The organism is Gilliamella sp. B2717 (assembly GCF_026536675.1).
Taxonomy (GTDB): domain Bacteria; phylum Pseudomonadota; class Gammaproteobacteria; order Enterobacterales; family Orbaceae; genus Gilliamella; species Gilliamella apicola_I.
The window spans coordinates 36,302-53,077 of record NZ_JAFNNQ010000089.1; the positions used below are offsets into that span (position 1 = coordinate 36,302).

General features: G+C 37.5%; 11 protein-coding genes and 1 pseudogene. 5 read left to right on the forward strand and 7 right to left on the reverse strand.

The genetic code is table 11. The annotated features are described in order from the left end of the window. The first annotated feature begins 42 nt into the window (after positions 1–42). Entirely contained in the window at positions 43–1,479 is a 1,437-nt protein-coding gene (locus tag J3U35_RS08420; protein ID WP_370632181.1) for a sigma-54 interaction domain-containing protein, read from the forward strand. Here J3U35_RS08420 and J3U35_RS08425 read toward each other — a convergent pair. Next, on the reverse strand, positions 1,476–2,681 hold the full coding sequence (locus J3U35_RS08425; protein WP_267360755.1) for an NAD(P)/FAD-dependent oxidoreductase: 1,206 nt from the start codon (positions 2,679–2,681) through the stop codon (positions 1,476–1,478). The genes J3U35_RS08420 and J3U35_RS08425 overlap by 4 nt on opposite strands. Positions 2,682–2,836: 155 nt before the next feature. Beyond that, entirely contained in the window at positions 2,837–3,286 is a 450-nt protein-coding gene (locus J3U35_RS08430) for a DUF2846 domain-containing protein (protein WP_267360757.1), read from the reverse strand. 323 nt (positions 3,287–3,609) lie between these two features. Here J3U35_RS08430 and gltB point away from each other — a divergent pair, with 323 nt between their 5' ends. Next, positions 3,610–8,067 (forward strand): glutamate synthase large subunit, encoded by a 4,458-nt coding sequence (gene gltB / locus J3U35_RS08435; RefSeq protein ID WP_267360758.1) that lies wholly within the window; start codon positions 3,610–3,612, stop codon positions 8,065–8,067. Between the two features lie 13 nt (positions 8,068–8,080). Then, the gene (locus J3U35_RS08440) at positions 8,081–9,493 is read left to right on the forward strand and encodes an FAD-dependent oxidoreductase (protein WP_267360760.1); all 1,413 of its coding nucleotides are present in this window, start codon (positions 8,081–8,083) and stop codon (positions 9,491–9,493) included. Positions 9,494–9,728: 235 nt separating this feature from the next. Here the strand turns inward: J3U35_RS08440 and J3U35_RS08445 are convergent, their stop codons facing one another. Together J3U35_RS08445 and mazG are read right to left on the reverse strand one after the other, a co-directional pair. Then, positions 9,729–10,166: a hypothetical protein gene (locus J3U35_RS08445; protein ID WP_065559718.1), complete on the reverse strand. Its 438-nt coding sequence runs from the start codon at positions 10,164–10,166 to the stop codon at positions 9,729–9,731. Further along, positions 10,159–10,956: a nucleoside triphosphate pyrophosphohydrolase gene (gene mazG / locus J3U35_RS08450; RefSeq protein ID WP_267360762.1), complete on the reverse strand. Its 798-nt coding sequence runs from the start codon at positions 10,954–10,956 to the stop codon at positions 10,159–10,161. Before mazG ends, J3U35_RS08445 begins: the two co-directional genes overlap by 8 nt. Positions 10,957–11,184: 228 nt before the next feature. Here mazG and J3U35_RS08455 point away from each other — a divergent pair, with 228 nt between their 5' ends. Then, on the forward strand, positions 11,185–13,197 hold the full coding sequence (locus tag J3U35_RS08455; RefSeq protein ID WP_267360764.1) for an OPT family oligopeptide transporter: 2,013 nt from the start codon (positions 11,185–11,187) through the stop codon (positions 13,195–13,197). 294 nt (positions 13,198–13,491) lie between these two features. Beyond that, positions 13,492–15,414, forward strand: coding sequence for an ABC transporter ATP-binding protein (locus tag J3U35_RS08460; RefSeq protein ID WP_267360766.1), 1,923 nt, complete (start codon positions 13,492–13,494; stop codon positions 15,412–15,414). Positions 15,415–15,593: 179 nt separating this feature from the next. Here the strand turns inward: J3U35_RS08460 and nusG are convergent, their stop codons facing one another. The 3 genes and pseudogenes from nusG to J3U35_RS08475 all read right to left on the reverse strand — a co-directional run. Continuing rightward, positions 15,594–16,139 carry a transcription termination/antitermination protein NusG gene (gene nusG, locus J3U35_RS08465; RefSeq protein WP_065559722.1) on the reverse strand — a complete coding sequence of 182 codons (546 nt, stop codon included), beginning with the start codon at positions 16,137–16,139 and terminating at the stop codon, positions 15,594–15,596. 1 nt (position 16,140) lies between these two features. After that, on the reverse strand, positions 16,141–16,542 hold the full coding sequence (secE, locus tag J3U35_RS08470) for a preprotein translocase subunit SecE (protein WP_065559723.1): 402 nt from the start codon (positions 16,540–16,542) through the stop codon (positions 16,141–16,143). Positions 16,543–16,678: 136 nt separating this feature from the next. After that, positions 16,679–16,776, reverse strand: a pseudogene (locus J3U35_RS08475) (elongation factor Tu); the annotation flags it as partial.

Consider the following 16,776-nt stretch of genomic DNA (forward strand, 5'->3'; position numbering starts at 1 on the left):
GTATGCTATTAAGCAATAATCCAAATTTTATAAGGTACTAATATCATGACAGTTGATCCTGAATTATTACAATCATTGGAAATATTTAAACATTTTTTTGATCTAATACATCAGCCAATGGCCATTATTGATAAAGAAGGTAAATATATTTACTACAATCAGGAAAGTGCAGAACTCGATGGCTATCCTCAAGATAAAGCTATAGGAAAACCATTGCTTAAAGTTTATCCTAATTTACAAAAAGAAGATAGTACTATGTTAAAAGCGTTGCTAGAAGGTAAGGAATATCTGGATAATTATCAATGCTATTATAATCATGTTGGTAAAGTTGTCGATTATTTGCATACCACGGTTCCACTTTACAATCATAACAAACAGATCATTGGCGCAATCGAAATCGGTCGAAATTTATCTAATGTAAGACAATTACAAGATCAAGTTTTTAAACTCAACAGCCGTTTATATCACAGTAAAGAACAATCACTTCCCGAAATCGTATTTGTATCTCAAAAAATGCAATCGGTCATTGATCAAACGAATATTTTAGGCGCTAATGATGTGCCAGTACTGATTGTTGGTGAGACAGGTACCGGTAAAGAACTCTTCGCCCATTTAATTCATCAAACTAGCGACCGCCGAGATAAAGCCTTTATATCACTCAATTGTAGTGCGCTACCTACTACGCTAATTGAAAGTACACTATTTGGTACTGTCAAAGGCGCCTTTACGGGAGCTGAAAATCGCCAAGGTTATCTAGAACTGGCTAACGGTGGCACACTATTTCTTGATGAACTAAACGCCATGCCACTTGAAATGCAAAGCAAGTTATTGCGATTTCTACAAGAAAAAACCTACTGGCGACTAGGTGGCAATAAAGAGCTGCATTCTGATGTTCGCATTGTGGCCGCCATGAACGAATCACCTACTGATCTTTTAAAAAACGGTAAAATGCGCAGTGATCTGTTTTATCGATTAAATGTGGGATTAATAAAACTTCCTGCACTACGCGAACGGACAGAAGATATTCCTGTTTTAGCTCGCTATTTTATTGATAAACACCAAGATGAAATAAAAGTAACCATCAGTGGTATAAGTAAGCATGCTTTGAAACAATTGATGTCAGCACCATGGCCAGGCAATGTACGTATGCTTGAAAATGCAATTGTCCGAAGTATGGTTTTACAAAATGAACCCGGAGAATTACAACATATCGTTCTTGATGAAGAGCTATTTGAAATTGAAAGCCCTCATCAGCAAGCAGATGTCATGACAAAAATCGATGATTCTGCCACAAATTTTTCTCGATTTAGGGATTTAACAACCCAAGTGGAAAACTATGAGCGACAATTGATTATCGATGCGTTAAATCAAGCTAATGGAAAAATTATCAATGCGGCTAAATTATTAAATGTTTCGCGTACTACATTACAATATAAGGTCAAAAAGTACCATATTCAAATGGGTGTAATGAATCATTAACATTGATGGCTAACAGTTTTTTCATCCAATGCCTTCGCACATGCAAAGGCACTGCTCCAAGCCCACTGAAAATTATAACCACCTAACCAACCCGTTACATCAACCACTTCGCCAATAAAATAAAGATTCGGCTGTGACTTGGTCGCCATTGTTTTTGATGATAATGCATCGGTACTCACCCCGCCTAATGTGACTTCAGCCGTTCGATACCCTTCGGTTCCGTTTGGTACAATATGCCACTTGGTTAATGTGTCAAAAAGACGCTGTTGTTGATGCAAATTGAGTTGTTTCACAGTGATATCTGTAATCATATCCAGTTGTATCAATGCTTCTACTACTCTTTTAGGTAAAATTTGTGCTAAACAATTTTTCAAAGTCTGGTTACGATTTTTTTCTAATAACGGTTTAAATGATGATTCAAATGTCATATCTGGTAATAAGTTGATCGTAATGGGCTCACCCACTCGCCAATAGTTGGATATCTGTAAAATGGCGGGGCCTGAAAGCCCTCGATGAGTAAATAATAAATTTTCTTTAAAATGCATTTGCTCATAAGTCACTTCAACCGGAATAGCAATACCGGATAGTTGCGATAACACATCTAATAAGGGTTTATGTAAGGTAAAAGGCACCAGCCCAGCTTTGACCGGTACAATTGGAATGGAAAATTTTTCTGCCACTTTATAACCTATTGAAGTCATACCGAGTGCAGGCATCGATAACCCGCCTGTAGCAATAATCAGGTTTTGACAACTCAGCATACCTTGCGAAGTCTGCAATTTAAATCCATCTTCAACCGCTTCGACGTCATCTAATTGCGTTTGCATCATTAGGTTAACCTTTCCTTTTTGACACTCGCTAAGCAGCATATCGACAATATCTTTGGCTGAATTATCACAAAACAACTGACCATGATCTTTTTCATGATAAGCAATATTATATTGATTAACTAATTGGATAAAATCCCATTGGTTAAATCGTTTCAAGGCTGATTTACAAAAATGACGATTTTCAGAAATGTAATGGTGCGCATCCACATCAAGATTAGTAAAATTACATTTTCCGCCACCCGACATTAAGATCTTTCGTCCCGGTTTTTTTCCGTTATCAATAACGGTCACACGATGCCCTTTTTGCCCTAATAATCCAGCACAAAATAGACCCGCAGCCCCTGCTCCAACAATTGTAATTTGAGTTTGCATAATAGTCTTGTGAAACCATAAATAGAAGGAATTATAGCAGGATTAAGTAAATAGACTAGAACTTGAAATTATGACAATTCCGTCAGTTTTTACCAACGGAATTAAGTAAATTAAAAATAGTAATTTTGAACAATGCTTATCAAGTTAGAATAATTTTATTCTGTTTTGATTAATTTACTTTTTATTATACTTTTCTTGGCTAACAGTTCATTAACCTCTTGCAGACCCGCTCCTGGAGCAAAAACACCCATTTTAATATATTGCCTGATAAAATAGTTACTGCCTCCCTCTGCATAAATCTCTAGCGAATTATTACTAAATTCAGATTCTGTTTCAATGGTATGATAGCCAGGCTTAACAATTTTATAAAAATAAGTTCTGTCAGCCGTTTTACCCAAATATTCCCCATCAATATAAATAGCCTTTTTGCTAGGTTTACCCATTAGACTATCTCTATAAATATAAATACCTGAAAAATTTGCATCTGGTTCAGCAAATTTTTTAGCTTCACGATCTAATTTTGGATCGGCTAAATCAACTCTTGCAGAACATCCAACAAATAACATACTTGCAATTAATATGAACACTATTTTAAAAATTTTCATTAAATTAAACATTCCTTTCATAATGATTAATGAATTAAATTGTTATCACACTATTTAAAATTTACATTAGCATATTATCATTAACAATTTTATAAGCCCAATAATTTTTATCATGTTAAATCATTTAGTTATGCTAATAGTTAAATGAAAAGATAATGTTCTATTATTAGCTTCATTAATAACTTTAGTACATCTTATTAAAAGATTGACTTATAAGTAATATTTATTTGACCAAAATAGCATTTTTCTTTAATTTCTTAGCCAATATGGGATTAATGCCTATACCTTCACAAATTATAAAGCGATGAATTAGAGGCAATGATATGTTATATAACCAGCATCATGAAAAAGATAACTGCGGATTTGGTCTGATTGCTCATATTGAAGGGCAACCAAGTCATAAAGTGGTGCGCACCGCTATTCACGGATTAGCAAGAATGCAGCATCGAGGCGCAATCTTATCTGACGGTAAAACCGGCGATGGCTGTGGACTTTTATTACAAAAACCAGATCGATTTTTTAGATTAGTAGCGCAAGACGCAGGTTGGCGTTTAGCAACTAATTATGCGGTAGGCATGCTGTTTCTTAGCCAAGATGAGCAAGAAGCACAAGCAAGCCGTCAGATTGTAGAAGAGGAATTAGCTGACGAAACGCTATCAATATTAGGTTGGCGAGAAGTGCCTATTGATAAAAGTGTTTTAGGTGAAATTGCATTATCTTCACTGCCTAAAATTGAACAAGTCTTTGTCAATGCGCCAGCAGGATGGACGAAAATTGATTTAGAACGCCGTTTATATATGGTTCGCCGTCGCATTGAAAAACGCGTACAAGACGACACCTTTTATGTTTGTAGCTTTTCGAATCAGGTTAATATCTACAAAGGCTTATGTATGCCTAAAGATTTGCCTCGATTCTATTTAGATTTAGCCGATATTCGAATGGAAACGGCGATTTGTTTATTCCATCAACGTTTTTCAACCAATACCGTTCCACGTTGGCCACTTGCTCAACCGTTTAGACATTTAGCGCATAATGGTGAAATCAATACTATTGAAGGCAATCGTCAATGGGCAAAAGCCCGTTCCTACAAATTTAAAACACCACTGATTCCTGATTTACAAAATGCAGCACCATTTGTGAATGTCACAGGGTCTGATTCCAGTTCACTGGATAACATGTTAGAACTGTTCCTTGTCGGTGGGATGGATATTGTCAGGGCGATGCGCTTATTAGTACCACCAGCATGGCAAAATAATCCCGATATGAATGAAGATCTTCGCGCCTTCTTTGACTTTAATTCGATGCATATGGAACCGTGGGATGGCCCAGCTGGTATTGTTATGTCAGACGGTCGCTATGCCGCATGTAATTTAGATAGAAACGGCTTACGTCCTGCTCGTTATGTTATTACCACCGATAAACTCATTACCTGTGCTTCTGAAATTGGTATTTGGGATTATCAACCTGACGAAGTCGTCAGCAAAGGACGAGTTGGGCCGGGTGAGTTATTAGTTATCGATACCGAAGAAGGTCGTATCTTACAATCTTCTGAAACGGACAATGACTTACAAAAACGTCATCCTTATAAAGAATGGATGGCAAAAAATGTTAAACAGCTTATCCCTTTTGAAAGTCTACCTGATGAGAACATTGGCTCACGTGATTACGATGACACTTTACTAGCTACTTACCAAAAACAGTTTGGTTATAGTGCAGAAGAAATTGATCAATGTATTCGTGTCTTAGGTGAAAATGGGCAAGAAACAACAGGTTCAATGGGCGATGATACGCCATTTGCTGTCTTATCAAGTAAACCTCGATTAATCTATGATTATTTTCGTCAAAAATTTGCGCAGGTAACCAATCCGCCTATTGATCCATTACGTGAAGCTCACGTCATGTCGCTATCAACTAGCATTGGTCGCGAGATGAATGTCTTTGCTGAAGCCGAAGGTCAAGCACATCGAGTCGCGTTTAAATACCCTATTTTGGTTTACTCTGATTTCCAACAATTAACTGCATTGGAATCACGTTACTATCAATCAGAAACACTAGATATTACTTACGAAATCGATGGTAGCTTGCGTGATGCCATTGAACAATTATGCGGTGATGCCGAAGCCAAAGTACGTAATGGTACCGTATTAATCATTTTATCCGATAAAAATATCGCAGCCGATCGATTACCGATTCCTGCCCCAATGGCTGTAGGTGCAGTACAGCAACGTCTAGTTGAAAAAAACTTACGCTGTGATGCCAATATTATTGTTGAAACCGCAAGCTGTCGCGATCCACACCAATTTGCCGTGCTGCTTGGTTTTGGTGCAACGGCTATCTATCCTTATTTAGCTTACGAAACCCTAGCCCAAATGGTCGACAATGGCACGATAAATAAGTCTTACCGTGAAGCCATTATCAACTACCGCAATGGTATTAATAAAGGCTTGTACAAAATCATGTCTAAAATGGGGATATCCACTGTCGCCTCGTACCGCTGCTCAAAACTTTTTGAAGCGGTTGGTCTGCATAAAGATGTGGTAGAACTTTGTTTCCAAGGTGTGACTAGCCGTATTAGTGGTGCAAATTTTGATGATTTTGCTCAAGATCAGTTCAATTTATCGAAAAAAGCATGGTTACGCCGTAAACCATTAGACCAAGGTGGTTTACTCAAATTTGTCCATGGCGGCGAATATCACGCTTATAATCCCGATGTAGTTCAATCGTTACAAAAAGCGGTTAACAATGGGCGTTACGAAGATTATAAGCTTTATACCGATATCGTTAACAATCGCCCGCCAGCGACATTACGGGATTTATTAAAACTTAATCCCCCTGAAAATGCAGCAATTTCGTTAGATCAGGTTGAACCTGAAGAGTCACTATTCAAACGTTTTGATTCGGCGGCAATGTCAATTGGTGCATTAAGTCCTGAAGCTCATGAATCGCTTGCTGAAGCAATGAACACATTAGGTGGCTATTCTAATTCAGGCGAAGGTGGTGAAGATCCTGCTCGGTATAACAGTATAAAAGTGTCACGCATAAAACAAGTCGCATCAGGTCGATTTGGTGTAACGCCAGGCTATTTAATGAGTGCTGATGTGATTCAGATCAAAGTAGCGCAAGGTGCAAAACCGGGTGAAGGCGGTCAATTACCAGGTGACAAAGTAACCCCTTACATAGCTAAATTACGTTTTTCCGTACCCGGGGTGACATTAATCTCGCCACCACCGCATCACGATATTTATTCAATCGAAGATTTGGCACAGTTGATCTTTGATCTAAAACAGATTAACCCTCAAGCAATGATTTCGGTGAAATTAGTGTCCGAACCTGGCGTAGGAACTATTGCAACTGGGGTCGCAAAAGCTTATGCCGATTTGATCACGATTTCGGGATATGATGGCGGTACAGGTGCTAGCCCATTAACGTCAGTCAAATATGCTGGCTCACCATGGGAACTGGGTTTAGTTGAAACACAACAATCATTGGTTGCTAATGGTTTACGTCACAAAATTCGTTTACAGGTTGACGGTGGGTTAAAAACCGGTACAGACATTGTAAAAGCGGCAATTTTAGGTGCGGAAAGTTTCGGCTTTGGTACGGGGCCAATGGTGGCTTTAGGTTGTAAATATCTACGTATTTGCCATTTAAATAACTGTGCCACAGGTGTTGCGACACAAGATGAAAAATTACGTAGTGACCATTACCATGGTTTACCTGAAAAAGCGATGAACTATTTCCGTTTTATTGCACGTAACACAAGGGAAGTCATGGCAGAACTTGGCGTAAGTCGAATTGTTGATTTAATTGGACGTACCGATTTACTGTTAGAGCTTGATGGTATTACGGCTAAACAACAAAAACTGGATTTATCAGGATTACTTGAAACTGCGACACCTGTAGAAGGCAAACCCGTCTACTGTATTGAAGATAATAAACCGTTTGATAAAGGTGTATTGAATAAAGAAATTATTACTCAAGCACAACAATTTGTGGATAATCGTCAAAGTAAAAGTTTCTACTTTGATATTCAAAATACTGATCGTTCGGTGGGAACTAGCTTATCAGGTTATATTGCCAAAAAATATGGCGATCAAGGTTTAGTTGCCGATCCAATTTCACTCAACTTCACTGGTACTGCTGGGCAAAGCTTTGGTGTTTGGAATGCTGGTGGCGTAAATTTAACCCTAACAGGTGATGCCAATGACTACGTTGGTAAAGGCATGGCAGGGGGTCGCATCGTCATTCGACCACCTCAAGGCTCGGCATTTTTAAGTCATGAAGCAACCATTGCCGGTAACACCTGTCTATATGGTGCAACAGGCGGTAAATTGTTTGCAGCAGGACGTGCTGGTGAACGTTTTGCCGTACGTAACTCTGGTGCAATTAGCGTGGTTGAAGGTATCGGCGATAACGGCTGTGAATATATGACAGGTGGCATTGTCTGTGTCTTAGGTAAAACTGGTGTTAACTTTGGTGCTGGCATGACTGGTGGATTTGCTTATATTTTAGATGCCGATGGTGATTTCCATAAACGGATTAACCAAGAACTTGTTGAAATGTTAAACGTTGCTGATTATTCGATTCATGAAGAGCATCTACGAGGCTTAATCATGGAACATGCTCAACTAACCCACTCTTCACGTGCTGAAGAAATTTTAGCTAACTGGGAAGATTTCGCTAAACAATTTGTATTAGTTAAACCTAAATCCAGTGATGTAAAAGCGCTGCTCGGTCATCGAAGCCGATCATCAGCAGAACTTCATGTTCAAGCACAATAAGGAGAGCACGGAAATGAGTCAAAATGTTTATCAGTTCATCGATTTACAACGTGTTGATCCACCTAAAAAATCGTTGAATATTCGAAAAATAGAGTTTGTTGAAATTTATGAGGGCTTTTCGGCTTCACAATCACAAGCCCAAGCCGATCGCTGCTTAGCGTGTGGGAATCCTTATTGTGAATGGCGTTGTCCTGTTCATAACTATATACCTAATTGGCTAAAACTGGTGAATGAAGGCAAAATTTTAGAAGCGGTTGAGCTTTCTCATCAAACAAACAGTCTACCAGAAGTGTGTGGTCGGGTTTGCCCTCAAGATCGGCTTTGTGAAGGCTCATGTACTTTAAATGCTGAGTTCGGTGCAGTAACTATTGGTAACATTGAACGTTATATTACCGATGAAGCTTTTAAACTGGGTTGGAAGCCTAACTTGTCTAATGTTGAAAAAACAGGGTTAAAAGTTGCAATCATTGGTGCAGGGCCTGCAGGACTTGCTTGTGCCGATGTGCTAGTCCGCAATGGTGTGACGCCCGTTGTTTTTGACCGTCATCCTGAAATTGGTGGACTGTTAACCTTTGGTATTCCTGCCTTTAAATTAGATAAAGAAGTGTTGATTAATCGTCGACGTATCTTTACCGACATGGGTATTGAATTTCGGCTGAATACCGAAGTGGGGAAAACGGTGCAATTAACGGACTTACTCAATGAATTTGATGCTATTTTTGTTGGAACCGGTACTTATCAATCAATGCGAGCCGGTCTAATGAATGAAGATGCGGATGGTGTTTATGATGCCCTTCCATTTTTAATTGCCAATACCAAACATATTATGAAGCATAATCAAAGCGATGATACGCCTTACATTGACATGAAAAATAAGCGTGTTGTGGTTTTAGGCGGTGGTGATACTGCAATGGACTGTGTACGGACGTCTATACGTCAAGGTGCAATTGAAGTCACCTGTGCTTATCGTCGAGATGAAGCCAATATGCCCGGCTCTAAACGAGAAGTAAAAAATGCGAAAGAAGAAGGTGCACAATTCCAATTTAATGTGCAACCCCTCAGTATTGAAATTAACAATACAGGTCAAGTTACTGGTGTCAAAATGGTTAGAACAGAACTCGGTCAACCCGATGCAAATGGTCGCCGTTCGCCAGTGATTATCGAAGGATCTGAATTCATACTTCCTGCCGATGCTGTTATTATGGCATTTGGTTTTAGACCTCATGCCATGCCTTGGTTAGCAGAACATGGTGTCAATTTTGATACTCAAGGTCGTATTGTTGCCCCAGAAATTAAAGGCTACCAAACCAGCCATCCAAAAATCTTTGCTGGTGGTGATGCAGTAAGAGGATCGGATTTAGTGGTGACTGCCATTAGCGAAGGTCGCAAAGCGGCAGATGGGATTTTAGATTATTTAGAAGTATAAAGCGATTGACTAAGTTAACCTTATGCCCATACCCTACTGAGCGGGAGTAAGGTTTACTACTCAATATTTATTGATCTGTCTAAACCATAACGTTTATTGATTACAACCTAAATATCGTTATTTATCGGATTGAAATTGCCAATGAATATTTACTTTGATAATTGGCATTAAATTACCATTAGCTGATACCATGAATTTGTATCAGCTAATAACCTTTGGTTATTGGATTACTTGGCTATAAATAGACAACCTGAGAACCATTTTCAGGATTTTTAGTCGCCTCAGCAAACCCTTCTAAGAAAAAGGCAAGATGATCTGCTTCATCCCCTAAAAGGCGCCCTTTGACTTTATTCCAAGTTAATAACACGATAGCCGCTTGTGGTTCACAACTAATTAACATCGGTTGTTCAAGTTCTTCATTCCAATAAAACTCACCGCCGTATAATTTTTGGGCTGTCAGTAATAAATAACAACCATACTCTTGAGCAATCATATTAAGCTGTTCTTCAGGAATACTAAAATTTTTCTCAGCTAATTCACCAATAATCATTTCAACAACAGAAATACTTTTTTCGGAATAATCGAGCTGGTTAATACTCCACGTTGGACTATGTAAAATGGCATTTTGTGCCCATGCTTCGATTTCTTGATATAATTCATTTTTTTCAGTCATATTTATTTACTTCGCTAGTTGATATTTCCAATTGTTTAACAAGTTGCCATGCGGCTTCCATTTCTTCAAGTGTTGCATCCGTTAAACGACGATTATTTTGTTTCAGTATTGCTTCAACTTGTTTAAATCGACGTTCAAATTTATGATTTGCCCGTTGTAAACAGAGCTCCGATTTAACTTTTAGATGTCTGGCTAAATTGACGGTCGCAAAAAACAGATCCCCCAGTTCTTCCTCGATTTTTGATTGATCTTGTACCGTTTTATTTAGCTCATGTTCTACTTCGTCGAGCTCTTCCTTAACTTTATTTAAAACTGGCGTTAACTCCTGCCAATCAAACCCAACCGACGCACAACGTTTTTGGATTTTTTCGGCTTTCATTAAAGCAGGAATGGCGTTAGGTATGTCATCTAACAATGAATATTGTGCGCGCTCGTCACGCTCTTTTTGTTTTAATTGTTCCCAATTCGGTTTTTCAGTTGTCTTATCATCAAAAATATGCGGATGACGACTAACTAATTTATCAGCAACAGCTTGACAGATATCCTCAAAATCAAACTGACCTTGTTCACTGGCAAGATCGGCGTAAAAAATAATTTGAAACAATAAATCGCCCAATTCTTTTTTGAGTTCATTCATATCCTGTTTATCTATCGCATCAAGAACTTCATAAGTTTCTTCTAGTGTATAAGATTTTAATGAATCAAAAGTCTGCATGCGATCCCATTCACAACCGTCAATAGGGTCACGTAATTGTTTAGTAATTGCAAGTAAACGCTTGAGTGGGTTCACAATCTATCTCACCAATCGTAACGGAACATTAATCTAATCAGTGTATCATAAATTTAAACTGTTTTTATTTTCAATAGTGAATTTATACTATTGTAAATATAATTGTCTATTATTTATCCTGAAACACGCACAAAAAAGATTAAATTAATTGAGTTATCATAACTTCTAGCCCATAAAGCTGAATTAAGTATATAATAACCGCATATTGAATTAACTTTACGATAATATATGAATAATTTACGAGAACTTACACTTCGAGGCACAATACTGGGTGCTTTTATTACAATTATTTTTACTGCATCAAATGTGTACCTTGGTTTAAAAGTCGGATTAACCTTTTCATCGGCTATTCCTGCCGCTGTCATCTCAATGGCAATCTTAAGACTATTTTCAGGATCAACCATATTAGAAAATAACATGGTGCAAACTCAAGCTTCTGCTGCCGGAACGCTATCATCTATTATTTTCGTTCTACCTGGATTATTGATGATTGGTTACTGGCAAGATTTTCCATTTTGGTTAACTTTTGCCATTTGTGCCGCTGGGGGAATGCTTGGGGTACTATTCTCAATTCCATTACGTCATGTGATGGTAGTCAAAAGTACATTACCTTATCCTGAAGGTGTTGCTGCCGCTGAGATTTTAAAAGCAGGCTCGAAAACAGACAGTAATGATGCTTCTGCCAACGAAGGATTGAAAGATATTTTAGTGGGAGGCGTTATCGCTTCTACTGTCAGTTTATTGACCAATGGTTTTCGGGTTTTATCTGAAAGCGCTTCATACTGGTTTACCGGTGGAAAATCGATTTTTCAATTACCTATGGGGTTCTCATTAGCACTTCTTAGTGCAGGTTACTTGATTGGAATTGTATCTGGGATTGCCGTTTTAATAGGAACCATTATTGCCTGGGGATTTGGAATTCCAATTTTAAGTGCAATGACAGATTATGATACAACGCAACCTCTGGCAAATATTGCAATGGGACTTTGGGCTAAAGATATCCGTTTTATTGGCGCAGGAACGATTGCTATTGCGGCAATTTGGACATTATTAACCTTAATCAAACCAGTTATTGAAGGTTTAAAAACATCATTCAAAACGTTACGTTCAGATGTATCTGTAAATGATATTGCACCGACAGAACGTGATCTATCACCTAAATCAATCTTTTTGATTATGGCAGGTATGGTTATTATTTTAGTCGCTACGTTTTACTCATTTATTTCAGATAGTGGGTTATCGACGGGCGTTGCATGGATACTGGTTATTTGTGCTGTTTTATTTGCTTTTATTATGGGTTTTCTTGTTGCAGCTGCTTGCGGATATATGGCAGGATTAGTCGGATCGTCAGCTAGCCCTATTTCAGGTATTGCAATTGTTGCCGCTATCGTGATATCACTTATCTTACTTGGATTAGGCGAAGCAAATAATATACTTTCCACGGCTGAAGGCACAAACTTTGCGACAGCCTTAGCGCTATTCACAACCAGCGCAGTATTAGCCGTTGCTTGTATCTCAAATGATAACTTGCAAGATCTTAAAACGGGTTACTTGGTTAATGCAACACCATGGAAACAACAAGTTGCATTACTAATAGGTTGTGTTGTTGGTGCCATTGTTATCGCTCCTATTTTAGAAATTCTTTATAACGCGTATGGTTTCACGGGCGCATTACCACGACCAGATATGGATCAATCACAAGTTTTAGCTGCACCTCAAGCAACACTGATGACAACCATTGCAAAAGGAATCTTTTCACATAAACTTGATTGGACAATGATTCTAATTGGATTAGTCGTTGGAACCGTGATTATTATTATTGATCTTCTTTTGGCGAAAGCAAAATGTAAATTTCGCTTACCCGCACTGGCTGTCGGTTTAGGTATCTATTTACCACCAACGATTACTGCCCCAATTTTTGTCGGTACATTGCTATCATGGATAATTAAACGTAATGCTTACGCTAAAGCTCAAAAATACAATTTAAATCCTGAAGAACAATTTAAAAAAGTGGATCGTAAAGCGGCATTAATTTCTTCGGGATTAATAGTTGGTGAAAGCTTAGTTGGTGTCTTATTAGCGATCGTTATTGTTATTAGTATCACGCAAGGTAAAGGTGAAGCTCCATTAGCAATCGAGGCTGATTTAGGTTTCTTACCACAATATTTAGGTTTAGCTGTCTTTGTGGGTATTTGCTTATATATTATTCGTCGAGCATTATCCGCAATTAAAAAACAGTAATAATTTATATTTATAATTAAGCCCTTTATTGCTTAAAATAGAGGGCTTGATAAAATCGCTTTTCCAATTTAAACCCCGCTATAAATTAATTATCATCCTTCTTTTGTGACTAGATTAAATGATAACCTTTTCCCTATCTGGAAATATTCAATAGCACGCTCAACCAATTATTGCCACAAGTTAAATTTTAAAATAATGAAACTTTCACTTTGCCCATTAAACTTTTTCATTTTGCATAACTTTCAATATTTGTTAGCATAACCCAATTTATTTTACATATTAAACAGCAAAATCATGATAGTATTTGATTCCATTCAAGTTCGCTTAGGCATTAATCTACTTTTAGATAATGCCTCTGCTACCATTAATCCTAAACAAAAAGTAGGGTTAGTTGGGAAAAATGGTTGCGGAAAGTCCACTCTCTTCTCATTAATAAAAGGCGAAATTCAAACGGATGCAGGCAGCTTAAGTTTTCCATCACAATGGCAATTAGCTTGGGTTAACCAAGAAACTCCCGCGCTAGATATACCCGCTATTGAATATGCTATTGATGGTGATCGTGAATATCGACAGCTAGAACAAAAGCTAGCTATCGCCAACCAAGACAATAATGGTGAACAAATAGCTAATATTCATGAAAAACTGGATAACATTGACGCATGGACAATACGAGCAAGAGCCGCCACATTATTACATGGTTTAGGATTTTCCAACGAGCAACTACAATTACCAGTTAAATCTTATTCTGGTGGTTGGCGCATGCGTTTAAATCTAGCTCAAGCACTCATGTGTCGTTCTGATCTACTCCTTCTTGATGAACCTACCAATCACCTTGACTTAGATGCCGTTATTTGGCTGGAAAAATGGCTGAGTAACTATCAAGGTACATTAATTTTAATCTCACATGATCGTGATTTTTTAGATCCGTTAGTTAATAAAATTATTCATATTGAACAAAAAAGTTTGTTTGAATATACCGGTAACTATTCATCATTTGAAGTTCAACGTGCAAATAAATTAGCACAGCAACAATCACTTTATGAAAGCCAACAACAAAAAGTCGCACACCTACAAAGCTACATAGACCGCTTTAGAGCAAAAGCAACCAAAGCCAAACAAGCTCAAAGCAGAATAAAAATGCTAGAAAAAATGGAACTCATTGCCCCTGCACATGTAGACAATCCTTTTCATTTTAATTTCAAACCTTCTGAATTTTTGCCAAGTCCATTACTGATGATGGACAAAGTTGTGGCAGGCTACGATGATAAAATCGTACTAGATAAAATTAAATTAAATCTTGTTCCGGGTTCACGCATAGGCTTACTGGGTCGTAATGGTGCCGGTAAATCAACCTTAATAAAATTATTAGCGGGCGAACTTCAACCTAAAGAGGGGCATATTAATCTCGCTAAAGGTGTTCAATTAGGCTATTTTGCTCAACATCAATTGGAATATTTACGTGCCGATGAATCACCACTTTGGCATTTAACTCAGCTTGCTGATCCAAAAATAACAGAACAGGAATTGCGTAACTATCTGGGTGGTTTTGATTTTCATGGTGATAAAGTGAATGAACCTGTTAAAACATTTTCGGGCGGTGAAAAAGCTCGATTGGTTTTAGCGCTAATTGTGTGGCAAAAACCGAATCTATTATTACTTGATGAACCCACTAACCATTTGGATTTAGATATGCGTCAAGCATTAACTGAAGCACTTATAGGCTTTGAAGGTGCTTTAGTCGTTGTATCGCATGATCGCCATTTATTGCGCTCGACAACGGATGAATTTTATTTAGTGCATGATCACAAAGTCGAACCATTTAATGGCGATCTTGATGATTACCAAAAATGGCTTGCCGAAGAACAAAAAGCAGAAAATAAACCAGATACCGTTAACATAGCCAGTAAAAATGATAGCATTCAAAATGTTTCCGCCACCGATCGCAAAGAACAAAAACGCCGTGAAGCAGAATTAAGAGCACAAATGCAACCCATTAAAAAAGAGCTACAAAAAATGGAGCAAAAACTTGAGCTATTAACTGAGCAATTACAAAATATTGAACAGTTACTAGCAGATCCTGCTATTTATGAAAACGATAAAAAAACAGCGTTGACCGAATTACTACTTAAACAAAGTAAAATTAAAAGCGAACAAGAAGACACTGAAATGAACTGGTTAGATTTACAACAACAACTTGAAGATTTTCAATTAAACTAACTTTGTATTTAAGATACAAAAAGAGAAGCACACAAAATATTAAGAGCATGAGTCTTAATTCAATCGCAATAAGTTTCAGGTTGTTAATCGTATTTTAACTATTTATTTTGTGCAAAAAAAATCACAGCCTTTGCTGTGATTTTTTTATTCTTAATTGAACTAAACTTATTCAATTAAAATTAACTTTTTTCAACTTGACTAAAATCAAGCTCAACAGGTGTTGAACGTCCAAAAATTGAAACTGAAACTTTCAGGCGACTTTTTTCATAATCGACTTCTTCAACCACACCATTAAAGTCTGCAAATGGACCATCATTAACACGTACCAATTCGCCTGGCTCAAATAACGTTTTAGGACGAGGTTTATCACCAACTTGTTGTAAACGATTCATAATAGCATCAACTTCACGTTGGCTTATTGGGGCTGGTCTGTCAGAAGTACCGCCAATAAATCCCATGGTTCTTGGTACACTTTTAACTAAGTGCCAAGTTGCATCATTCATCATCATTTCAACTAAAACATAACCGGGAAAGAATTTACGCTCACTTTTACGACGTTGACCACTTTTCATTTCAACAACTTCTTCGGTAGGCACAAGCACTTCACCAAAAGAATCTTCCATATTATGTAACTTGATATATTCACGTAGTGATTGTGCAACACGTGCTTCATAGCCAGAATAAGCTTGAATAACATACCATCGTTTTTGTTGTATTTCACTCATATTAACGTCCTATTGATGTTAAATAAAAGACGACCCAACGGAATAAAGTATCCATTCCCCAAAGGGCTAAACCAACGACTACTGTAACAGCCACAACGAGCATAGTTGTCTGTGTAGCGTCTTTACGAGAAGGCCATACCACCTTTCTTAACTCTTTTCTTGAATCCTGTAAAAATGCAAGAAATGACTTACCTTTAGTGGTTGTAAGAGCAATAAATAAAGTGAAAAGTGAAATTACACTAACCGTAATAATGCGGACGATTGTATTAGGTTGATATATATCATTTGCTTGAGCAAAATAGGAATTTCCCCAAACAATAATTGCAATCAATACTAAAACTAAACCCCATTTGAGTTTATCTAGAACCGAGTTTGTAGCTTGACTTTCGTTACTTACTTGCATATAAAACCTATGAGTATGTTATTTATAATAATATCTATTTTCCAAAATGCTCTTTTTAAAATAAAAACATTTTGCTAAACAGACCAGATAAGAAAGGGCATCGCATGATACCCTTTCAACAGTTATTAAATATAAATTATTTAATAACCTTAGCAACAACACCCGCACCAACTGTACGACCACCTTCACGAATCGCAAAACGTAAACCTTCTGCCATCGCGATTGGGTGAATTA